Annotated in this window: 22 protein-coding genes; 13 read left to right on the top strand and 9 right to left on the bottom strand. The window is 70.7% G+C overall.

Going from position 1 to position 20,134, the window contains the following annotated elements; all coding sequences use genetic code 11:
• Nucleotides 1-60: 60 nt before the first annotated feature.
• The 4 genes from OG624_RS11390 to OG624_RS11375 all read right to left on the bottom strand — a co-directional run bounded on the left by OG624_RS11390 (nt 61) and on the right by OG624_RS11375 (nt 3,946).
• Nucleotides 61-1,029: a COX15/CtaA family protein gene (locus tag OG624_RS11390; RefSeq protein WP_371640850.1), complete on the bottom strand. Its 969-nt coding sequence runs from the start codon at nt 1,027-1,029 to the stop codon at nt 61-63.
• A gap of 25 nt (nt 1,030-1,054) precedes the next feature.
• Nucleotides 1,055-2,188: a hypothetical protein gene (locus OG624_RS11385; protein WP_371639383.1), complete on the bottom strand. Its 1,134-nt coding sequence runs from the start codon at nt 2,186-2,188 to the stop codon at nt 1,055-1,057.
• A gap of 67 nt (nt 2,189-2,255) precedes the next feature.
• Nucleotides 2,256-3,023, bottom strand: coding sequence for an ABC transporter permease (locus OG624_RS11380; protein ID WP_033220685.1), 768 nt, complete (start codon nt 3,021-3,023; stop codon nt 2,256-2,258).
• Complete coding sequence (locus OG624_RS11375) at nt 3,020-3,946, bottom strand: ABC transporter ATP-binding protein (RefSeq protein ID WP_266390201.1); 927 nt, start codon at nt 3,944-3,946, stop codon at nt 3,020-3,022. Before OG624_RS11375 ends, OG624_RS11380 begins: the two co-directional genes overlap by 4 nt.
• A gap of 378 nt (nt 3,947-4,324) precedes the next feature.
• On the opposite strand from OG624_RS11375, the gene OG624_RS11370 reads away from it, so the two are divergent.
• The 8 genes from OG624_RS11370 (at nt 4,325) to OG624_RS11335 (ending at nt 10,928) form a co-directional block, all read left to right on the top strand.
• Complete coding sequence (locus OG624_RS11370) at nt 4,325-5,086, top strand: helix-turn-helix transcriptional regulator (protein ID WP_033220683.1); 762 nt, start codon at nt 4,325-4,327, stop codon at nt 5,084-5,086.
• Nucleotides 5,083-6,498, top strand: coding sequence for a Fe-S cluster assembly protein SufB (gene sufB, locus OG624_RS11365; protein ID WP_033220682.1), 1,416 nt, complete (start codon nt 5,083-5,085; stop codon nt 6,496-6,498). Before OG624_RS11370 ends, sufB begins: the two co-directional genes overlap by 4 nt.
• 81 nt (nt 6,499-6,579) lie before the next feature.
• Complete coding sequence (gene sufD / locus OG624_RS11360; protein WP_033220680.1) at nt 6,580-7,758, top strand: Fe-S cluster assembly protein SufD; 1,179 nt, start codon at nt 6,580-6,582, stop codon at nt 7,756-7,758.
• The gene (locus tag OG624_RS11355; RefSeq protein ID WP_030388907.1) at nt 7,758-8,075 is read left to right on the top strand and encodes a bifunctional 3-phenylpropionate/cinnamic acid dioxygenase ferredoxin subunit; all 318 of its coding nucleotides are present in this window, start codon (nt 7,758-7,760) and stop codon (nt 8,073-8,075) included. The genes sufD and OG624_RS11355 overlap by 1 nt, the downstream gene beginning before the upstream one ends.
• A gap of 7 nt (nt 8,076-8,082) precedes the next feature.
• Nucleotides 8,083-8,850, top strand: a complete 768-nt coding sequence (gene sufC, locus OG624_RS11350; RefSeq protein ID WP_030720347.1) for a Fe-S cluster assembly ATPase SufC — start codon at nt 8,083-8,085, stop codon at nt 8,848-8,850.
• Nucleotides 8,847-10,103 carry a cysteine desulfurase gene (locus OG624_RS11345; protein ID WP_030009137.1) on the top strand — a complete coding sequence of 419 codons (1,257 nt, stop codon included), beginning with the start codon at nt 8,847-8,849 and terminating at the stop codon, nt 10,101-10,103. The genes sufC and OG624_RS11345 overlap by 4 nt, the downstream gene beginning before the upstream one ends.
• A gap of 22 nt (nt 10,104-10,125) precedes the next feature.
• Nucleotides 10,126-10,587, top strand: coding sequence for a Fe-S cluster assembly sulfur transfer protein SufU (gene sufU, locus OG624_RS11340; RefSeq protein ID WP_030720344.1), 462 nt, complete (start codon nt 10,126-10,128; stop codon nt 10,585-10,587).
• The gene (locus OG624_RS11335; protein ID WP_030009139.1) at nt 10,584-10,928 is read left to right on the top strand and encodes a metal-sulfur cluster assembly factor; all 345 of its coding nucleotides are present in this window, start codon (nt 10,584-10,586) and stop codon (nt 10,926-10,928) included. Before sufU ends, OG624_RS11335 begins: the two co-directional genes overlap by 4 nt.
• An 85-nt stretch (nt 10,929-11,013) precedes the next feature.
• Here OG624_RS11335 and OG624_RS11330 read toward each other — a convergent pair whose 3' ends face one another.
• On the bottom strand, nt 11,014-12,192 hold the full coding sequence (locus tag OG624_RS11330) for a hypothetical protein (RefSeq protein WP_371639382.1): 1,179 nt from the start codon (nt 12,190-12,192) through the stop codon (nt 11,014-11,016).
• A 275-nt stretch (nt 12,193-12,467) separates the two neighbouring features.
• On the opposite strand from OG624_RS11330, the gene OG624_RS11325 reads away from it, so the two are divergent.
• Complete coding sequence (locus tag OG624_RS11325; RefSeq protein ID WP_030720338.1) at nt 12,468-12,788, top strand: DMT family transporter; 321 nt, start codon at nt 12,468-12,470, stop codon at nt 12,786-12,788.
• On the top strand, nt 12,788-13,375 hold the full coding sequence (locus OG624_RS11320) for a TetR/AcrR family transcriptional regulator (RefSeq protein WP_033220673.1): 588 nt from the start codon (nt 12,788-12,790) through the stop codon (nt 13,373-13,375). The genes OG624_RS11325 and OG624_RS11320 overlap by 1 nt, the downstream gene beginning before the upstream one ends.
• A 67-nt stretch (nt 13,376-13,442) precedes the next feature.
• Here OG624_RS11320 and OG624_RS11315 read toward each other — a convergent pair whose 3' ends face one another.
• Nucleotides 13,443-14,318, bottom strand: coding sequence for a winged helix-turn-helix transcriptional regulator (locus OG624_RS11315; protein ID WP_161293998.1), 876 nt, complete (start codon nt 14,316-14,318; stop codon nt 13,443-13,445).
• A gap of 74 nt (nt 14,319-14,392) precedes the next feature.
• Here OG624_RS11315 and OG624_RS11310 point away from each other — a divergent pair, with 74 nt between their 5' ends.
• From OG624_RS11310 to OG624_RS11300, 3 genes are all read left to right on the top strand, one after another.
• Nucleotides 14,393-15,661, top strand: a complete 1,269-nt coding sequence (locus OG624_RS11310) for an MFS transporter (RefSeq protein WP_033220669.1) — start codon at nt 14,393-14,395, stop codon at nt 15,659-15,661.
• Nucleotides 15,662-15,670: 9 nt separating this feature from the next.
• Complete coding sequence (gene dapD / locus OG624_RS11305; protein ID WP_371639380.1) at nt 15,671-16,651, top strand: 2,3,4,5-tetrahydropyridine-2,6-dicarboxylate N-succinyltransferase; 981 nt, start codon at nt 15,671-15,673, stop codon at nt 16,649-16,651.
• Between the two features lie 183 nt (nt 16,652-16,834).
• Nucleotides 16,835-17,248, top strand: coding sequence for a hypothetical protein (locus OG624_RS11300; protein WP_371639379.1), 414 nt, complete (start codon nt 16,835-16,837; stop codon nt 17,246-17,248).
• 18 nt (nt 17,249-17,266) lie between these two features.
• On the opposite strand, the gene OG624_RS11295 is transcribed toward OG624_RS11300, so the two are convergent.
• From OG624_RS11295 to OG624_RS11285, 3 genes are all read right to left on the bottom strand, one after another.
• Nucleotides 17,267-17,521 (bottom strand): hypothetical protein, encoded by a 255-nt coding sequence (locus tag OG624_RS11295; protein ID WP_033220661.1) that lies wholly within the window; start codon nt 17,519-17,521, stop codon nt 17,267-17,269.
• Nucleotides 17,522-17,666: 145 nt separating this feature from the next.
• Entirely contained in the window at nt 17,667-18,158 is a 492-nt protein-coding gene (locus tag OG624_RS11290) for a GNAT family N-acetyltransferase (protein WP_371639378.1), read from the bottom strand.
• A 69-nt stretch (nt 18,159-18,227) separates the two neighbouring features.
• Nucleotides 18,228-20,069, bottom strand: coding sequence for an endonuclease/exonuclease/phosphatase family protein (locus OG624_RS11285; RefSeq protein ID WP_266358151.1), 1,842 nt, complete (start codon nt 20,067-20,069; stop codon nt 18,228-18,230).
• Nucleotides 20,070-20,134 lie beyond the last annotated feature (65 nt).

The following is a 20,134-nucleotide window of genomic DNA, read 5'->3' as shown; positions in this document are numbered from 1 at the left end:
ACAGGAGGAATGCCCAGACCTGAGGCTTCCGCAACAACCTTTAGGGGGCCGGGGCCAGGGCTACGCGGCCGAGAGTTGCGGGTCGCTCTGGGCGGGGATCTCCGCCTGGTCGGAGGGGCGCTCGCGCAGGCTCAGGGCGATCCGGACCACGGCGATCCACACCAGGCAGGAGCCGAGCATGTGGGCGGCGACCAGGGCCTCGGGGACCTGGGTGGCGTACTGCACGTAGCCGATCGCACCCTGGGCGAGCAGCACGATCAGCAGGTCACGGGCGCGGGCCCGGGTGTCGGCGGGAGCGTCCACGACGCGCAGGACCAGCCACATCGCGATACCGAGCGCGCACACCACCCAGGCGGCGACGGCGTGCACGTGGGCGGTGGTGTCCCAGTCGAAGGGCATGCGCTTGATCTCGCTGCTGTCGCCGGCGTGCGGACCGGAACCGGTCACGACGGTGCCCGCTGCGATCAGGACGAGCGTGGTCGCGAGCAGCGCCCACGACAGCTTGCGCACCGGGCCGGGCACGCGCGGCCGGGGGACGCCGTCGCCCTCGCGGGTGCGCTGCCAGGTGACCGTCGTCACGGTGATCAGGGCGGTGGCGAGGAGGAAGTGCCCGGCCACGCTGTACGGGTTGAGCCCGGTGAGGACGGTGATCCCGCCGAGTACGGCGTTGGCCATCACGATCGCGAACTGGACCCAGCCGAGCCGCGTCAGGGAGTGACGCCAGGGCTTGGCCGAGCGGGCGGCGATGATCGCCCAGCCGACGGCCGCGCTGAGTGCGTAGGTCAGCATGCGGTTGCCGAACTCGATGGCGCCGTGGAAGCCCTGCTCCTGCGTCACGATCAGGCTGTCGTCGGTGCACTTGGGCCAGGTGTCGCAGCCGAGGCCGGAACCGGTCAGCCGTACCGCACCGCCGGTGACGACGATGACCACGCTCATGACGAGCGCGGCGAGTGCGGCCCGCTGGACGGTCCGGGGTGACGGGGTCCAGCGGCTGGCGATGTGGGCGAGGGGGTTCAACACGCCCCATATCGTAGGCGACCACTTGTGCAAACTTTCACGAGGGGGTGGGCAGGGGCGCGTCCGGCCCGACGGCCAGCCGGTACCGCGCTCCCGCCGGGTCCCCCTCCTCGTGCCACCACAGGAGGACGCGCCAATGGGCGGCGTCGCCCGGGTAGTCCGCCGAGTCGACGAACCCTCGCAGTAATTCGCCCGCTACATCCTGTGCCGTCCGATTCCTTACTTCTGTGGTGCTGTGCCAGGGATGTTCCAGTACGTTCCACAGTCCGTCAGGTCCGCGCACCTCGAAGCGCCACACCGCGAGCCAGGGGGTGACCTCCAGCATCGTGCGGACCTGTTCGGCGTCGAGGCCCAGCCCGGCCGCGATCGCGGGCTCCACCACCCCCTGGATACGGGCGGCCACCACGGCCCGGGGCAGCAGCCGTTCGGGCAGCAGCCCCTGGGTACGCAGGCTGACCAGCGCGCCGAAGGTCAGGAAGCGCAGCCGCAGTTCCAGCTGGCGGCCGATGTGGTCGAGGGCCTCCTCGGCCTCCGCCGCTTCCTCCGCGGCCGGATCCGCGAGCAGCAGCTGCCGGAAGTCGGACTCGGCGGCCACGGCCCAGGCCACGGCCTCCTCGGCGAACCCCAGCTCGGCGAGGCGGTCCCCGAGGAACACCTTGGCCTGGGCCAGGCCCCGCCGGTTCACCGGATCCCGCTGGTCGAGTCCCGCCCAGACCTCCACCGCGGTACGGGTCAGGTCGCGGGCGCGCTCACCGGCCGCCCGTTCCATGGCGCTCGGCCCCTCGCCGACGGCCGGGCCCAGCGGGTGTTTGGGCAGCCGGGCCCCGTCGCTGAGCGGCCAGGACAGCCAGACCCCGTGGTTGATCAGCCCGCGGGCGTACCAACGGGCGAACTCGGGGGAGTGTCCGGCCGCCCGCTCGGAGCTGCGTAAGCCCTCCTCGATCGTGGCGAGGGCGCCGGCACGGTCCCCCGCGGCGAACCGCAGGGCGGCCCGGTCGGCGAGGCGCAGCCCGAGCAGCGCGGTGCACCGCGGGTCGTCCGGGAACGGGCGCAGGGCGCCGATCAGCTCGTCGAGGAGCCGTTCGCGCTCCGTGGGCTCCGCGTGCTCCGCCCCCGAGCGCACCCGTGCCCATCGATCGTCCAGCCGTAGAACGGCATCCCGCTGCACCATGTCCGCCCCCCGGCTTCATGTGTGAGGGGCCCATCCTCGCGGCATCGCCGCCAGGAGGGGAGGGATTTCATTCCCAGCGGAAGAGCCGCGCGGCGGCGCCCAGACCGAGTACGGCCCAGCCCGCCAGGACGGCCACGTCGCCCCACGGGAGCGAGGCCCCGTGCTGGAGCACCTCGCGCAGCCCGTCGGACAGGGCCGAGATGGGCAGCAGCCCCAGGGCCGACCGCACGGCGTCCGGGAACTTCTCCAGCGGCACGATCACCCCGCCGCCGACCAGCAGCAGCAGGAAGACGAGGTTGGCGGCGGCCAGGGTCATCTCGGCCTTGAGGGTGCCCGCCATCAGCAGCCCGAGGCCGGAGAAGGCGGCGGTGCCCAGCAGGATCAACGCGGCCACCGACAGCGGGTTCCCCTGCGGGGACCAGCCCAGCGCGAGGGCGATCACCGTCAGCAGGGCGATCTGCAGCACCTCGGTGACCAGCACCGACAAGGTCTTGGCGGCCATCAGGGCCCAGCGCGGCAGCGGGGAGGCCCCCAGCCGCTTGAGGACCCCGTAGCGGCGGTCGAATCCGGTGGCGATGGCCTGGCCGGTGAAGGCGGTGGACATCACGGCGAGCGCCAGGATCCCCGGCGCGAGGAAGTCCACGGACCTCTCGCTGCCGGTGTCCACGATGTCGACCGCGGAGAAGAGGGTCAGCAGCAACGCCGGGATGATCACGGTGAGCAGCAGCTGCTCCCCGTTGCGCAGCAGCATCCGGGTCTCCAGCGCCGTCTGCGCGAGGATCATGCGGGACACGGGCGCGGCCCCCGGGCGGGGGGTGAACGTACCGGCGCTCATGCGCGCAGCTCCTTACCGGTCAGTTCCAGGAAGACGTCTTCGAGGGTGTGCCGCTCCACCGTGAGGCTGCTCGGCATCACGCCGTGCTGGGCGCACCAGGAGGCGACGGTGGCCAGCAGCTGCGGGTGGACGTCACCGGTGACCCGGTAGACGCCCGGGGTGAGCTCGGCGGCCTCGGTGCCGTCGGGCAGCGCCTTCAGCAGCGAGGCGAGGTCGAGGGAGGGGCGGCCGGTGAAGCGCAGGGTGTTCTCGGCGCCGCCGCGGCACAGCTGCTCGGGGCTGCCGTGGACGACGACCCGGCCGGCGTCCACGATGGCGACCTCGTCGGCGAGCTGCTCGGCCTCGTCCATGTGGTGGGTGGTGAGGACGACGGTGACCCCGTCGGTGCGCAGTTCCCGTACGAGGTCCCAGGTCGCGCGGCGGGCCTGCGGGTCCAGGCCGGCGGTGGGCTCGTCGAGGAAGACCAGCTCGGGGCGGCCGACCACGGCCATGGCCAGGGCCAGGCGCTGCTGCTGGCCTCCGGAGAGCCGGCGGTAGGGGGTGCGGCCGCAGCCGCCGAGTCCGAGGCGTTCCACCAGGGTGGCGACGTCGAGCGGGTCGGCGTAGAGCTTGGCCATGTGGCGGAGCATCTCGACGGCGCGGGCTCCGGAGTAGACGCCCCCGGACTGGAGCATCACGCCGATCCGCGGGCGCAGGGCCTCGGCCTGGGCGACCGGGTCGAGGCCGAGGACGCGGACGGTGCCGGCGTCGGGGCGGAGGTAACCCTCGCAGGTCTCGACCGTGGTCGTCTTGCCCGCGCCGTTCGGACCGAGGACCGCGGTGACGGAGCCGCTCCGGACGGTGAGGTCCAGGCCGTCCACCGCGGTCTTGGTGCCGTACCGCTTCACCAGTCCGCGGATCTCCACGGCGGGGTCGTTGCTCATGAGGGGTGAGTCTACGGAGCCGGGGGAGGGGGCGGAGGCGTCGGGGTCAAGGCCTCCTCGTCGCCGGATCCGCTCCGGAGAATCGAACGCCGCGTCGCGAATGCAGCTCTTTTCAGTCGGTCGGTCCTGGAAGCGTCGGCATCTTTCCGTGATCCTTTCCGGAGATCGCCTTTCCCGGTGCCCAAGAGCCACCGCGGGCGTAGGTGTGCTGGTGGGAGCGGTTCGCGGGCTCGTCGGAGGGGTTCGGAAAGATAGCGGAGCATCCTCGTCCGAATAACTCTCCGTCGATAAATAAGGTAACCCTTAGTGATGGAGGCCACCAGGCGTGGCGTCCATCACGGCTTGTCGCCGCTCGGTTAATTACGCAACAATGGCGTTGTGAAATACGGCGAACGGCAGATCGACACCCCTCAGGGGGAGCTCGGCACCGGGGAGCGGTCAACCCGCAACCGGGTGGCGCGCTCGATCCTGGACCACGGTCCGTCCACCGTCGCCGACCTCGCCCAGCGTCTCGGCCTCACCCAGGCCGCCGTCCGCCGCCACCTCGACACGCTCGTCACCGACGACGTGGTCGAACCCCGTGAGCAGCGTGTGTACGGTGCGCGCACCCGGGGTCGGCCCGCCAAGGTCTTCGCGCTCACCGACTGCGGCCGCGACGCCTTCGACCAGTCCTACGACACGCTCGCCGCGGACGCCCTGCGCTGGATCGCGCAGTCGGTCGGCGGCGGCGAGCAGGGCGAGGTGGCCGTCGCCGCCTTCGCCAGGTCGCGGATGGAGACGCAGGCGCGCGCCTACCAGGAGGCCGTCGAGGCCGCCGCACCGCAGGAGCGCACAGAGGCCCTTGCCAGGGCGTTGACCGTGGACGGGTACGCTGCTACGGCGAAGAGCGCTCCCGGTCCGCACAGCGGTGAACAGCTCTGCCAGCACCACTGCCCGGTCGCGCACGTCGCCGAGCAGTTCCCGCAGCTCTGCGAGGCGGAGACCGAGGTCTTCTCCCGCCTGCTCGGGACCCATGTGCAGCGCCTCGCCACGATCGCCCATGGCGACGGGGTGTGCACGACGTTCATTCCGCGTAGCGCGAGCACCACACAGACCGACACATCAGTATCTGCAAGTACGGCCGGGAGGAACCCCGCATGACCACGGAGATCGCTCACCCTGAGCTCGATGGCCTGGGCACCTACGAATACGGCTGGGCCGACTCCGACGCGGCCGGTGCCGCTGCCAAGCGGGGTCTGTCCGAAGAGGTCGTCCGCGACATCTCGTCGAAGAAGTCCGAGCCGGAGTGGATGCTCAACCTCCGCCTCAAGGGCCTGAAGCTGTTCGACAAGAAGCCCATGCCGAACTGGGGTTCCGACCTCTCGGGCATCGACTTCGACAACATCAAGTACTTCGTGCGTTCCACCGAGAAGCAGGCCGCTTCGTGGGAGGACCTGCCCGAGGACATCAAGAACACGTACGACAAGCTCGGCATCCCGGAGGCGGAGAAGCAGCGCCTCGTCGCCGGTGTCGCGGCCCAGTACGAGTCCGAGGTCGTCTACCACCAGATCCGTGAGGACCTGGAGGAGCAGGGCGTCATCTTCCTCGACACGGACACCGCGCTCAAGGAGCACCCGGAGCTCTTCCAGGAGTACTTCGGCACGGTCATCCCGGTCGGCGACAACAAGTTCGCGTCGCTGAACACCGCGGTGTGGTCCGGCGGCTCCTTCATCTACGTCCCCAAGGGCGTGAAGGTCGACATCCCGCTCCAGGCCTACTTCCGTATCAACACGGAGAACATGGGCCAGTTCGAGCGGACGCTGATCATCGTCGACGAGGACGCCTACGTCCACTACGTCGAGGGCTGCACCGCCCCGATCTACTCCTCGGACTCGCTGCACAGCGCCGTGGTCGAGATCATCGTCAAGAAGGGCGGCCGCTGCCGCTACACGACGATCCAGAACTGGTCGAACAACGTCTACAACCTGGTCACCAAGCGCGCCGTGGCGTACGAGGGCGCGACCATGGAGTGGATCGACGGCAACATCGGTTCCAAGGTCACCATGAAGTACCCGGCCGTCTACCTGATGGGCGAGCACGCCAAGGGCGAGACCCTGTCCATCGCCTTCGCGGGCGAGGGCCAGCACCAGGACGCCGGCTCCAAGATGGTCCACATGGCGCCGCACACCTCCTCGAACATCGTCTCCAAGTCGGTGGCCCGAGGCGGCGGCCGCACCTCGTACCGAGGCCTGGTCGAGATCGGCGAGGGCGCCCACGGCTCGAAGTCCAACGTGCTCTGCGACGCGCTCCTGGTCGACACGATCTCCCGCTCGGACACGTACCCCTACGTGGACGTCCGCGAGGACGACGTCTCCATGGGCCACGAGGCCACGGTCTCCAAGGTCTCCGACGACCAGCTCTTCTACCTGATGAGCCGCGGTATGACGGAGTTCGAGGCCATGGCCATGATCGTGCGCGGCTTCGTCGAGCCCATCGCGCGTGAGCTGCCCATGGAGTACGCGCTGGAGCTGAACCGGCTGATCGAGCTGCAGATGGAGGGATCGGTCGGCTGACCGCCGGTCGCGCGGCGTCCCCCGCCGCACATCCTTCTACGTAGGCAGTGTTCTTCAAAGAGAGTGAGCAAGACGACAGCCATGGCTGAGGCTCAGAACATTCCGGCGGGTTCCACCACCGCCGGCGCGATCGCGGTGGCCGCCGAGTCCACCGTCGCCACCCGGATGAGTGCGCCCCCGTCCTTCGACGTGGCGGACTTCCCGGTTCCGAACGGCCGCGAGGAGGAGTGGCGCTTCACGCCGCTCGCCCGCCTCAAGGGCCTGCACGACGGCACCGCGGTCGCCAACGGCACCATGAAGGCCCAGATCGACGCGCCCGAGGGCGTCACGGTCGAGTCGGTGGAGCGCGGCGACGCGCGCATCGGCAAGGCCGGCACCCCGGTGGACCGGATCGCCGCCCAGGCGTTCTCGTCCTTCGCCAAGGCCACGGTCGTCACCGTGCCCAAGGAGACGGTCCTGACCGAGCCGGTGCGCGTGACGCTGCACGGCGAGGGCGGCACCACCTTCGGCCACACCGTCTTCGACGTGCAGGCCTTCGCCGAGGCCGTCATCGTCATCGACCACACGGGTGACGGCGTGCGCGCCGCCAACGTCGACTTCCTGGTCGGCGACGGCGCCAAGCTCACCGTCGTGTCCGTGCAGGACTGGGACGACACCGCCGTCCACTGCTCCCAGCACAACACGCTGGTCGGCCGTGACGCGACCTTCAAGTCGATCGTGGTCACCTTCGGTGGCGACGTCGTCCGCCTCCACCCGCGGATCAGCTACGCGGGCCCCGGCGGCGAGGCCGAGCTCTTCGGCCTGTACTTCACGGACGCCGGCCAGCACCAGGAGCACCGCCTCCTGGTCACGCACGACGCCCCGCACTGCAAGTCGAACGTGGTCTACAAGGGCGCGCTCCAGGGTCAGGACGCCCACGCGGTCTGGATCGGTGACGTGCTCATCGAGAAGACCGCCGAGGGCACCGACACCTACGAGATGAACCGCAACCTCGTCCTCACGGACGGCGCGCGGGTCGACTCGGTGCCGAACCTGGAGATCGAGACCGGCGAGATCGTCGGCGCCGGCCACGCCTCCGCGACCGGCCGCTTCGACGACGAGCAGCTCTTCTACCTGCAGGCCCGTGGCATCCCGGCCGACGAGGCCCGCCGCCTGGTCGTCCGCGGCTTCTTCGCGGAGCTCGTCCAGCAGATCGGTGTCGACGACATCGAGGAGCGTCTGCTCAACAAGATCGAGACCGAGCTCCAGGGTTCCGTCTGATGAATTACGTCAAGGCCTGCGCGCTCAGCGAGCTGGAGGAGGACACCCCCAAGCGGGTGGAACTCGACGGCACGCCGGTCTCCATCGTCTCCACCGAGGGGGAGGTGTTCGCGATCAACGACATCTGCTCGCACGCGAACGTCTCGCTCTCGGAGGGCGAGGTCGAAGACTGCATGATCGAGTGCTGGCTGCACGGGTCGGCCTTCGACCTGCGCACCGGCAAGCCCTCGGGTCTGCCCGCGACGCGCCCCGTCCCCGTATACCCCGTAAAGATCGAAGGGGACGACGTGCTCGTCTCCCTCACCCAGGAGTCCTGAGGTATCCATGGCAACGCTTGAAATCCACGACCTGCACGTCTCCGTCGAGGCCGAGAACGGCGCCCGCGAGATCCTCAAGGGCGTCGACCTCACCGTCAAGCAGGGTGAGACGCACGCCATCATGGGTCCGAACGGCTCCGGCAAGTCCACCCTGGCGTACTCGCTCGCCGGTCACCCGAAGTACACCATCACCGGTGGCACCGTGACCCTCGACGGCGAGGACGTCCTGGAGATGTCCGTCGACGAGCGCGCTCGCGCCGGCGTCTTCCTCGCGATGCAGTACCCGGTCGAGGTCCCCGGTGTCTCGGTCTCCAACTTCCTGCGCACCTCGGCCACCGCGATCCGCGGCGAGGCGCCGAAGCTGCGTACCTGGGTGAAGGAGGTCAAGTCCGCGATGGAGCAGCTCCAGATGGACCCGGCCTTCGCCGAGCGCAACGTCAACGAGGGCTTCTCCGGCGGTGAGAAGAAGCGCCACGAGATCCTGCAGCTGGAGCTCCTGAAGCCGAAGATCGCGATCCTCGACGAGACCGACTCCGGTCTCGACGTCGACGCCCTGCGCCAGGTCTCCGAGGGCGTCAACCGCGTCCGCGCGACCGGTGAGGTCGGCACGCTGCTGATCACGCACTACACGCGGATCCTCCGCTACATCAAGCCCGACTTCGTCCACGTCTTCTCCGAGGGCCGCATCGCCGAGTCCGGTGGCGCCGAGCTCGCCGACAAGCTGGAGGCCGAAGGCTACGAGTCGTACAGCACGAAGGGTGGCGCGACCGCGTGACACAGTTGCCTGGCCTCCTCGACATCGAGGCGATCCGAAAGGACTTCCCCCTTCTGGATCGTGTGGTCCACGACGGGAAGAAGATCGTTTACCTGGACAACGCGGCGACCTCGCAGAAGCCGCGCCAGGTGCTCGACGCGCTGAACGAGTACTACGAGCAGCACAACGCCAACGTCCACCGTGGCGTGCACGTGCTCGCCGAGGAGGCCACGGCGCTGTACGAGGGCGCTCGCGACAAGGTCGCCGCCTTCATCAACGCGCCGAGCCGCGACGAGGTGATCTTCACCAAGAACGCCTCGGAGTCGCTCAACCTGGTCGCGAACATGCTCGGCTGGGCGGACGAGCCCTACCGGGTCGACCGCGAGACCGAGATCGCCATCACGGAGATGGAGCACCACTCCAACATCGTGCCGTGGCAGCTGCTCTCGCAGCGCACCGGCGCGAAGCTGAAGTGGTTCGGCCTCACCGACGACGGCCGGCTCGACCTGTCCAACATCGAAGAGGTCATCACGGAGAAGACGAAGATCGTCTCCTTCACGCTGGTCTCCAACATCATGGGCACGGTCAACCCGGTCGAGGCGATCGTGCGGCGCGCCCAGGACGTCGGCGCCCTCGTGCTGATCGACGCCTCCCAGGCCGCCCCGCACATGCCGCTGGACGTGCAGGCGCTCGGCGCCGACTTCGTGGCCTTCACCGGTCACAAGATGTGCGGCCCGACCGGCATCGGCGTCCTGTGGGGCCGCCAGGAGCTCCTGGAGGACCTGCCTCCGTTCCTCGGCGGCGGCGAGATGATCGAGACCGTGTCGATGCACGCCTCGACCTACGCCCCGGCGCCCCACAAGTTCGAGGCGGGTACGCCCCCGATCGCCCAGGCCGTCGGCCTCGGCGCGGCCGTGGACTACCTGACCGCGATCGGCATGGACAAGATCGCCGCGCACGAGCACGCGATCACCGAGTACGCGATCAAGCGTCTCGCGGAGGTGCCCGACCTGCGGATCATCGGCCCCACCACGGCCGAGGACCGCGGCGCCGCGATCTCCTTCGTCCTGGGTGACATCCACCCGCACGACGTCGGTCAGGTTCTGGACGAGCAGGGCATCGCGGTCCGCGTGGGACACCACTGCGCGCGCCCCGTCTGCCTGCGCTACGGAATTCCTGCGACGACGCGAGCGTCTTTCTACCTGTACTCCTCTCCGGCCGAGGTCGACGCGCTGATCGACGGGCTGGAGCACGTACGGAACTTCTTCGGCTGACGGACGAGGCGACGAGGACGCAGTGAAGCTGGATTCGATGTACCAGGAACTGATCCTGGACCACTACAAGCACCCGCACGGGCGTGGCCTGCGCGACGGCGATGCCGAGGTGCACCACGTCAATCCGACGTGCGGTGACGAGATCACGCTGCGCGTGAAGTACGACGGCGAGACGCTGACCGACGTCTCCTACGAGGGCCAGGGCTGCTCCATCAGCCAGGCCAGCGCGTCCGTGCTGAACGAGCTGCTCGTGGGCAAGGAACTGGCCGAGGCGCAGAAGATCCAGGCGGTGTTCCTGGAGATGATGCAGTCCAAGGGCAAGGTCGAGCCCGACGAGGCCATGGAGGAGGTGCTGGAGGACGCGGTCGCGTTCGTCGGCGTCTCCAAGTACCCGGCTCGCGTGAAGTGTGCTCTGCTGAGCTGGATGGCGTGGAAGGACGCGACGGCCCAGGCTCTGGGCGACGCGGAGAGGAAGACGGCATGACCGAGAACGCGACGCCCGAGGCGTCGATCAAGCCGGCCACCGAGGAGGAGGTCCGCGAGGCCCTCTACGACGTGGTCGACCCCGAGCTGGGCATCGACGTCGTCAACCTGGGCCTGATCTACGGCATCCACATCGACGACGCGAACATCGCCACCCTCGACATGACCCTGACCTCGGCGGCCTGCCCGCTGACGGACGTCATCGAGGACCAGGCGAAGTCGGCGACGGACGGCATCGTCAGCGAGCTTCGGATCAACTGGGTCTGGATGCCGCCGTGGGGCCCGGACAAGATCACGGACGACGGCCGCGAGCAGCTTCGCGCGCTCGGCTTCAACGTCTGAGCGGTTCCGAGTTCTGAACGAGGAAGGGCCCCCGGCATCGTGCCGGGGGCCCTTCTCGTGTTCGCGGGGCGGTCCGTCGGGCCGCTCAGTCGTCCTTCGGCCTGTCGGGCAGGGTGTCCGGCTCCGTCTCCGGCTCAGGCTCCGTCTTCGGTTCGGGTCGCGGTTCGGGTCGCGGTTCGGGTCGCGGTCCCGGCCGGTCCGGGTGCGCGACGGTGGGTGCGTCGGAGTCCGTGAGCGTGTGCGCGGGCGTGTCTGCAGGCGGGTTCGCGGGGGGGTTCGCGGGCGTGGGCACGGGTCCGGCGGCGGGAGCCGGCGCGGCGAGTTCGGCGAGGATGGCCGGCGCGAGGTTCTCGCGCCGGATCCGCTGGTCCACGTACAGCAGATTGCTGAACAGCTGGGTGTACCCGATCTGGAACATCTGGCTCACGCCGCCGCCGACCATGATGCACAGGAAGGCGAACGCGAGGGCGACGATCATGCCCGTCGGCGGGCCGGACCCCTCCGCCACCTCGCCCGTCTCGGCCATGATCGGGATCATCCCGAACGTGCCGATGAGCTGGAAGGGCATCTGGATCATGTAGGCGATGCTCATCGCGATCATGCTGCCGACCAGGGTGATGCCGAAGATCCGCCACCAGTCGCCCTTGACCAGCGCGGCCGAGCGGCGCAGCGCGGTACCGGGGCCGGCGTTCTCCATCACCGCCACGGCGGGGGCCAGGCTGAGCCGGGTGCCGAGCCAGACCGACACCGCGGCGGCGGGCAGCAGGAGTACGGGCAGGAGGACCAGGGCCGCGGGCGACGGGTCGTCGCCGGAGACGGAGACGACCATCACCGGAATCCACACCGCCATGGCGGCGAGCACGGGAGCGCCCGCGATCAGCCCCGTGAGCACCAGCGTGCCCAGGACGGAGTGAGTCCGCCGCAGGGCCGTGCGCCACGTCGCGCGGAAGGTGGTGGGCCGGCCGAGGACCGCCTGCTGGAGGACCGCCGGGCACGCGGCGGTGACCACGGCCATGCTCAGCAGCCCCACGGCGAACAGCAGAACGAACAGCGTGACACCCGCGACGATGATCGGGGTGAGGTGCTCGGCCGCCGGGTCCTGCCCGTAGGGCGGGTCGAAGACCGGCTCGATGTGGTCGTACACCGCGGCGACGGCGACGCCCGCCAGCAGGCCCATGACCAGCAGGCACAGGCCCAGCACGGCCAGCATCACACCGGCGAGCTGCTTCCAGTGGCGGCCGAGGGTGGCGAAGGTGGCGCTCACGACGTCCCCGAGGCCCAGGGGCTTCAGAGGTACCGTCCCGGGCTGCGGCGGTGGCGGCGGGGCCCATCCACCCCAGTGGGGCGCGCCGCCCGGGCCTGCCGGCCCGCCCGGCCCGGGTGCCCCCGTGGATCCCCAGCCTGCGTTCTGCGTCATGCGTGTGCTCCGTCTTCTCGTTCCCCCGACGAAGGCACACCGTATCTCAGCATGTCAGGAGCATGGCAGTGGATTCGCCTGGATGTGTACGCCCGTACGCATCGCTGTGTACAGTTGTACGCATGCCCTACGTCATGCTTGCCGCGGCCATCGCCGCCGAGGTCGCCGGAACCACCGCCATGAAGTACAGCGACGGCTTCACCAAGCTGTGGCCGTCGCTGGGCACCCTGCTCGGCTACGCCATCGCCTTCACCCTGCTCGCGCAGACGCTGAAGTCGATGTCGGTCGGCACGGCGTACGCGATATGGGCGGGCGTCGGCACCGCCGCGATCGCCGCCATCGGCATGGTGTTCCTGGGCGAGGCGGCCACCGCCGCCAAGATCGCCGGCATCGCCCTGGTGATCGGCGGCGTGGTCCTGCTGAACCTCGGCGGGGCCCACTGATGCCCGCCGGCGGACGGCGGTACGACCCGGACCGGCGGCAGCGGATCATCGACGCCGCGCTCCGGGTGGTGGGCGAGCGGGGCATCGCCGGGCTGACCCACCGCAGCGCGGCCGCCGCCGCCGACGTACCGCTCGGGTCGACGACGTACCACTTCAAGACCCTGGACGACCTGTTGGTCGCCGCGCTGCGCCAGGCCAACGAGGGCTTCGCCCAGGCGGTGGCGCGCTCCACCGCCTTGGCCGACCCGGACGCGGACCTCGCCGAGGCCTTGGCCCGCCTGCTCGGGGAGTCCCTCGCGGCGGACCGGGGCCGGGTCGAGCTGGAGTACGAGCTCTACCTCGCGGCGCTGCGCCGCCCGGCCCTGCGCCCGGTGGCGGCGCAGTGGTGCGAGGCGGTGGCGGCGGCGCTGACGCCGCGGACCGACCCGGTGACCGCGCGGGCGCTGGTGGCGGCCATGGACGGGATCGGGCTGCAGGTCCTGCTGACGGACGCCCCGTACGACGAGGCGTACGCCCGCGAGATCCTGGGGAGGCTGCTGCGGCCCGGGCGGGGCGGGGCCGGATCTTCCGGTCCGTCGGGCGCCTGAGGACCGGCTTCGGCTCGGGTCGGGCCCGGAGGGCGAGGCGGCGCGGAGTCGTCCGCGCGGCCGTGCCCTAGCCCGCGGAGCGGACGGCCGTCAGCGCCGCCTGCACGCTCGCCTCGATGTCCTGGATCGGGTAGATCACCTCGCGGACGGTGCGGTCGCGGTCGATGACCAGCGTCAGCCGCTTGATCCGGCTCGTGCCCGCCGCGCGGAACGTCGGCAGGCGCAGCGCGGCGGTCAGGGCCAGGTCCGCGTCCGACAGGAGCGGGAAGCGCAGCCGTTCGTGCTCCGCGAACTCCCGCTGCTCGTCCGGGCGCTGGGTCGACACCCCGTGCACCGTGGCGCCGGCCGCGGTGAACTCCGCGAGCTGGTCCCGGTAGGTGCACGACTCGAACGTGCACCCCTTGGCGCCCGGGATCCCGGCCCAGCCGGGCGGGTAGGACTCGGCGCGCGCGTACGCGCCCGGGAAGCAGTACAGGACCGTGAACGGGGTGTCCGCCACCGGGTCGCTCGACTCGCCGAAACGGTCCGGCAGCAGCAGCGGCGGCACCCGCGTACCGCGCAGCGCGTGCACCCGTTCCGCCTCACGCGAGGCCTCGTCGGTCGTCGCCGTCATCTCTCCCTCTCCCAGGACCCAGGTGTCTCCCCAGTCCTGGAGGGCCACCAGGACGGGCAGCAGCCCCCGCCCGCGCGGGGTCAGCCGGTATTCGTGCCGCACCGGACGTTCCTGGTACGGCTCGCGCGACAGCACCCCGGCCTCGACGAGCAGCTTCAGCCGCTCCGCCAGCACCTTGCGGGACATCCCCAACTCGCGCTGCAGCTCGTCGAAGCGGTGCAGACCCCGCGCGGCGTCGCGCACGATCAGCAGCGTCCACCAGTCGCCCACCACATCGAGGGCCTGGGCGATGGCGCAGTCCGCGTCGCCGAGGTGTGTGCGCTGGGCCATGGCACTCCTTTGTCCGTTGACCCCAAGGCTGCCATGCTGACATAGTCAGTTCCTAAAGGGAACTTACTCGATGGGTGCAGGGGGACACGGGTGTGCTGCAGGGCTTCAAGGACATACCGAGGGTTGTGTGGCTGCTGGCTGCGGGGGTCTTCGTCAACGCCGTCGTCAGCTTCACGTTCGTCTTCGTCTTCCTCTACCTGACCGGCCCGAGAGGCCTCGGCGCCGCCCAGGCGGGCCTGGTAGTCGGCATCGGCGGCGTCGGCCTGATCGCCGGCAACTTCACCGGCGGCTGGTACGGCGACCGCTTCGGACACCGCCGGGTACTGCTCGCCGCCGCCACCCTCGGCGGCATCGCCCTGACCGTGCTCCCGCTGCTGCCCACCCCGCTGCTGTACGCGGCCCTGCCGGTGGCCCAGTACGCCTCCGGCGTGATCCGGGCCGCCAACTCCGCGCTGGTCGCGGTCGCCGTCCCGGAGGGGGCCCGCCGCCAGGCCTTCGCCCTCGTACGCTGCGTCTCCAACGGCGGATTCACCCTCGGGCCGCCCCTGGGCGCCCTGGTCGCCACCGGCCTCTCCTACGACTGGCTCTTCGTCGGCGACGGCATCGGCACGCTCCTCTTCGCCGTCTGGACCGCGCGGGTCGTCCCGGCCCGCGGCGTCTCCCGCATACCCGCCGTGGCCCAGGACGGGGGTCCGGGCCACGGCGAACAGAGCCTCCGGCGCGAACTGCGCGCCCGCCCCGCCGTGCTGGTGCTGCTCGGCGCGATCCTGGTGACCGACGTCGTCTACCGCCAGCAGTACTCCACCTTCCCGGCCTTCCTCGCCGACCACGGCCTGGACGCGCGCGTCTTCGGGCTCGTCGTCGCCCTGAACGGAGGGGTGATCCTGCTGCTGGAACTGCCCGCCGCCGTAGCCCTGCGCGAGCGGCCCGCCCTGCCGGTCATCGGCACCGGGATGGTGCTCGTCGGGGCCGGGTACGCGGCGCTGCTGCTCGGGGCCGGGATCGGGAGCGCCGTGGCGATGATGATCCTGCTCAGCCTCGGGGAGATCCTCTACAAGACCACTGCCACCGCCTACATGGCCGACCAGGCGCCCGAGCACGCCATCGGACGGTTCCAGAGCCTGTACGCGGGCGTGTCGGTCAGCGGGGTCGTCCTCGGGCCGCCGCTCGGCGGAGCCCTGTACTCCGCCGCGCCCGGGCTGCTGTGGCCGCTCTGCGCAGTGCTCGCCGCGGGGGCGGGTGCGGCGCTGTGGGGGTCGCATCTCCGGCGGGCCCGGCACGCGGCGCGACCCGCGCGACCGGCACATGAGACCGGTTCGCGACCGAAGGCCGTCGCCGGTTAGGTTTCGGATATGACTGCTACGCGTACCACCGGCGCCGTCGCCGCCGGACTTGCCACCATCACCGCCGACGGCACCGTCCTCGACACCTGGTTCCCCGCCCCCGAGCTGGTCGCCGAGCCCGGCCCGGCCGGCACCGAGCGCCTCACCGCCGACCAGGCCGTGGAGCTGCTGGGCGCCGCCGCGGCCAAGGCGATCCGCACGGACGCGGTCCGCGGCGTCGAGGTCGTAGCCGTCCGCACGGTCATCTCCTCCCTGGAGGACAAGCCGCTGGACGCGCACGACGCGTACCTGCGCCTGCACCTGCTCAGCCACCGCCTGGTCAAGCCGCACGGCCAGAACCTCGACGGCGTCTTCGGCCTGCTGACCAACGTCGCCTGGACCTCCCTGGGTCCGGTCGCCGTCGACCAGGTCGAGACCGTCCGCCTCAACGCGCGCGCCGAGGGCCTCTACCTCCAGGTCACCTCGATCGACAAGTTCCCGCGGATGACGGACTACGTCGCCCCCAAGGGCGTGCGCATCGCCGACGCGGACCGCGTCCGCCTCGGCGCGCACCTCGCCGAGGGCACCACCGTCATGCACGAGGGCTTCGTCAACTTCAACGCCGGCACCCTCGGCACCTCCATGGTCGAGGGCCGTATCTCCGCGGGTGTCGTGGTCGGCGACGGCTCCGACATCGGCGGCGGCGCCTCCACCATGGGCACCCTCTCGGGCGGCGGCAAGCAGATCATCTCGATCGGCGAGCGCACCCTGATCGGCGCCGAGGCGGGCGTGGGCATCGCGCTCGGCGACGAGTGCGTGGTCGAGGCCGGCCTCTACGTCACCGCGGGCACCCGAGTGACCCTGCCGGACGGCCAGATCGTCAAGGCCCTGGAGCTCTCCGGCGCCAACAACATCCTCTTCCGTCGCAACTCGGTGACCGGCGCCGTCGAGGCCCGCCCGTACAAGGCGGCCTGGGGTGGCCTGAACGAGGTCCTGCACAGCCACAACTGACGGCGACCACCGGCCCCCACCGGCCGGTACCGCCCCCGTCATCACGAGCGCCCTCTCGCCGTCCGCCACGGCCGGGAGGGCGCTCGGCCGTTGTCGGAGCCAGGTCCCCCGGGCGCGGGTACTCGGGCGGGACTGAGTATCTGCGCGCTGGTGGCCCGCAGGGCCGGGGGGAAGGCTGGGGGCATGCGACGACGAATAGACCTCGGCCCGGCCTCCCCCCTTCCGGTCGCCCTGGCGCTCGCCCTGACGGCAGTCGCCGCGTGGGCCGCCTGGCTCGGGTGGGACCAGCACCGCGACGTGCAGCCCGACGGCACGGAGACCGGGCCCTACGAGGCCTGGCAGGTGATCGGGCTCGGACTGACCCTGCTGGTGCCCGTGTGCTGGGCGGCGTACCGGGGCCTCGCGGCGAGCGCCGTCGCGGGGGTCACGGCCGGCCTGACCTGTGCCGCCTTCTACGACTGGTCGGACGATGCCAGTGGGCTCTTCGTGATCGGCGTGGGCATGGTCATGGTGGGGAGTCTGGCGGTGACGGCAGGGGTCTGCGCCCTGATCGGCGCCCTGAAGCCGAAGACGCCGACGGCCCGCCGCGGCGGATAGGAGGCGGGCCCGCCGTACTCAGTGCAGCGGGATCGTGCGGATCAGACCCGCGAAGGCCTGCTTCTCCGCCTCGGTCAGCTCCACCGACTCCATCGGGTGCCCGGCGGAGCCGCGCTGGGACGGGATCATCGGCAGGCTCTCGGCGGCGGCGGGCTCCGCGTGGGCGAACCGGGCGTCGCCCCGCAGGTGGCGGAGGCCGGTGAACGAGACGATCGCGGCCACGAGCAGGACGGCGAGGCCGATTTCCTGAGCGAGGGAGATGGAGGGGAGCACGAGGATCCTCCGGGAGTGCGGTCGGTACGAGCCGGTACAAGATCGAGCGTGGAAATACTCAACCACCACAACCGGTCGATTCGGCAGGGATGTGTCGAGCGTCACGCCAGGGCCGAAAGTCCCTACCTTGTCCGGGAAGGCCCGGTTACGACTCCAGGTGCAGCTTGAAGCCCTCATGGCTGCGCGCGAAGCCCAGCCGCTCGTAGAACCGGTGCGCGGCCGTCCGTCGCTTGCTGCTGGTCAGCTGGACCAGGCCGCAGCCACGCGCGCGGGCCCGCTCGGTGGCGAGCCGCATCAGCTCGGCGCCGAGCCCGGAGCCCCGCCGGTCCGCGCGGATCCGTACCGCTTCCACCAGGGCCCGCTCCTGACCGCCTCGGCCCAGGCCCGGGATGTACGTGAGCTGGAGGCAGCCGAGCACGACCTCGTCCGCCTTGTTTGCCTCGTCCGCCTCGCCCGTTCGGCTCGGCCCGTCGGTGAGGACCAGCATCTCGTTGCGCGGGTCCGCCCCGATCGCCGCGAACGCCCGCTCGTGCGCCTCACCGACCACGATCGACGCCGGGTCGAGGACCGTGTCCTCGTCGGCGAGCAGGGCGAGTACGGCGGGCAGGTCCTGGCGCGTGGCCTCACGGAAGATCATGGCCGGATTGTGGCAGGGGGACCGGCCGGGACGGCGGCCGGACCCCCTGCGGCTACGGGACCCGAAGGGTTACGGGCGGAAGCGCAGCACCTGCGGGTCGTGGTCGCTGTTCTGCGCCGAGAACTCCGCGTTGATGTGCACGCTGTCGTACGTGAACTTCTTGATCGCCGGGCTGGTCAGGATCTGGTCCAGCACCTGAGCGTTGCCCTGGTAGACGTACGAGTAGCGCTCCGCCTTCGGCAGCGACTTGATCGCCGGGTACAGCGCCCCGCCGTCCGCCAGCGCGTCCGTCGTCGCCGAGAACTCGAAGTCGTTGATGTCACCGAGGACCAGGACGTTGGCGTTCTTGTCCTCGGCCAGGATCTGCTTCACGAAGCCGTTCACGGCCTGCGCCTGCTGCAGTCGCTTGGCCTCCGAGGAGCGGACCGGCGGCTGGTGGTGCGAGGTCAGGCCCTCGTCGCCACCCTTGGAGCCGAAGTGGTTGGCGATCACGAAGACCGTCTTGCCACGGAAGACGAACTCGCCGGCCAGCGGCTTGCGGCTGTCCGCCCACGCCGGGTTGGCGGGGTCGACGCGGCCGGGGGAGTGGGACAGGGCGGCCTTGCCGTTGACCTTGGTCACGCCGGTCGCGGTCACCGCGTCACCCGGGGCGCGCTCGGTGAAGGAGACCCGCGCCGGGTTGAAGAGGAACACCTGGCGGATGTTGCCGCCGGGCTCGCCACCGTCCTTCTTGTCCTCCGGGTTGACGGTCCGCCACTGGTAGGCCGGACCGCCGGCGGCCGAGATCGCCGCGGTGAACTTGGCGAGGGTCTGCTCGGCCGAGACGGTGCCGTCGTTCTTGGCGCCGTTGTCGTCCTGGATCTCCTCCAGGGCGAGGACGTCGGGGGAGGCCAGATTCTCGACGACGGCCTTCGCCAGCGCGTCGAACTTCTCCTGCGGGTCGGTCGGGTCGAGGTTCTCGACGTTGTACGTGGCCACCGCGAGCTCCTGCTCGGCCTGCGGCTTGGTCTTCTCGGGGGCGAGGGTGCCCGCCTTGACGGTGCCGAGCGTGCGGGCCACCAGCGTGTAGCCGCCGAACTGGTTGAAGTCCAGCGGGCCCTCGGTGGTGCCGGTCAGCCGGTCGCCGACGTTGGCCACCGGGAAGGGCTGCTGCGCGAGGGGCGCGAGCTGCTGGATCTGCAGCCGGCCGGTGTTCTGGGACTCGTAGGAGCCGTAGACGGTGCCGCCGCGCTTGGCGGTGTTCTCCCAGCCCTTCACCGTGACCCACAGCTCCGCGTACGGGTCGGTGGCGCCGACCACGCGGGAGGTGCCGATCTTGACGTTCATGCCCTCCAGCGACTCGTAGTGGTCGAGGGCGTAGCGCGCGGGCTCCAGGGTGAGGCCGTTGATGCTGCCGCCGGCGGCCGGGTCACCGGCCGGGGCGTACTCGGCGGGCACCGTGTACTCGTTGATCGCGGTGGCCTCGGGCAGCGCGTTGCCGGAGGAGACCACGGTGACCGTCGGCTTCGAGATCTGGGTGACCGACTGGTTGCCGGAGGTCAGGCCGCCGGGGATGTACTCACCCACGGTGCCGGAGACCTTCACCGCGTCGCCCACGGCGACGGTCGGGACCGCGTTGGTGAAGACGAAGACACCCTCGCTGGTCGCGTCGTTGTCGTCGGCGTCCGGGTCCTGGATCCAGAAGCCGCGCGAGCCGTACGTACGTACGCCCGTCACGATGCCCTCGACGTCCGTGACCGGCTTGCCGTTGAGCGGCGATATCCGGGTGGTGCCCTGAATGTCGTGGATGCGTATCGGATCGGCGGACACGGCGCCTTCGGCCGCGTCGGCGGAACCCGCGAGCAGGCCGGTGGCCAGTGCGGTGGCGACGAGGGCCGCGACGGCGGCGGAACGGGGATGCGAGGAGCGCATGGGCAGGAACTCCGGTGTGGGAGAGGGAAAAGGTGGGGGGTGCGGCAGTGAGATCTGCGGACGGC

Source organism: Streptomyces virginiae (assembly GCF_041432505.1).
GTDB classification, from domain to species: domain Bacteria; phylum Actinomycetota; class Actinomycetes; order Streptomycetales; family Streptomycetaceae; genus Streptomyces; species Streptomyces virginiae_A.
This window is presented reverse-complemented; position numbering and strand designations above follow the sequence as displayed.

Excerpts from the sequence above, each read along its gene's own strand:
- OG624_RS11300 (WP_371639379.1), top strand. The coding sequence starts at position 16,835 with ATGCGACGACGAATAGACCTCGGCCCGGCCTCCCCCCTTCCGGTCGCC.
- dapD (WP_371639380.1), top strand. The coding sequence starts at position 15,671 with ATGACTGCTACGCGTACCACCGGCGCCGTCGCCGCCGGACTTGCCACC.
- OG624_RS11375 (WP_266390201.1), bottom strand. The coding sequence starts at position 3,946 with ATGAGCAACGACCCCGCCGTGGAGATCCGCGGACTGGTGAAGCGGTAC.
- OG624_RS11385 (WP_371639383.1), bottom strand. The coding sequence starts at position 2,188 with ATGGTGCAGCGGGATGCCGTTCTACGGCTGGACGATCGATGGGCACGG.
- sufB (WP_033220682.1), top strand. The coding sequence starts at position 5,083 with ATGACCACGGAGATCGCTCACCCTGAGCTCGATGGCCTGGGCACCTAC.
- sufD (WP_033220680.1), top strand. The coding sequence starts at position 6,580 with ATGGCTGAGGCTCAGAACATTCCGGCGGGTTCCACCACCGCCGGCGCG.
- OG624_RS11320 (WP_033220673.1), top strand. The coding sequence starts at position 12,788 with ATGCCCGCCGGCGGACGGCGGTACGACCCGGACCGGCGGCAGCGGATC.
- OG624_RS11325 (WP_030720338.1), top strand. The coding sequence starts at position 12,468 with ATGCCCTACGTCATGCTTGCCGCGGCCATCGCCGCCGAGGTCGCCGGA.
- OG624_RS11290 (WP_371639378.1), bottom strand. The coding sequence starts at position 18,158 with ATGATCTTCCGTGAGGCCACGCGCCAGGACCTGCCCGCCGTACTCGCC.
- OG624_RS11285 (WP_266358151.1), bottom strand. The coding sequence starts at position 20,069 with ATGCGCTCCTCGCATCCCCGTTCCGCCGCCGTCGCGGCCCTCGTCGCC.
- OG624_RS11315 (WP_161293998.1), bottom strand. The coding sequence starts at position 14,318 with ATGGCCCAGCGCACACACCTCGGCGACGCGGACTGCGCCATCGCCCAG.
- OG624_RS11380 (WP_033220685.1), bottom strand. The coding sequence starts at position 3,023 with ATGAGCGCCGGTACGTTCACCCCCCGCCCGGGGGCCGCGCCCGTGTCC.
- sufC (WP_030720347.1), top strand. The coding sequence starts at position 8,083 with ATGGCAACGCTTGAAATCCACGACCTGCACGTCTCCGTCGAGGCCGAG.
- OG624_RS11335 (WP_030009139.1), top strand. The coding sequence starts at position 10,584 with ATGACCGAGAACGCGACGCCCGAGGCGTCGATCAAGCCGGCCACCGAG.
- OG624_RS11355 (WP_030388907.1), top strand. The coding sequence starts at position 7,758 with ATGAATTACGTCAAGGCCTGCGCGCTCAGCGAGCTGGAGGAGGACACC.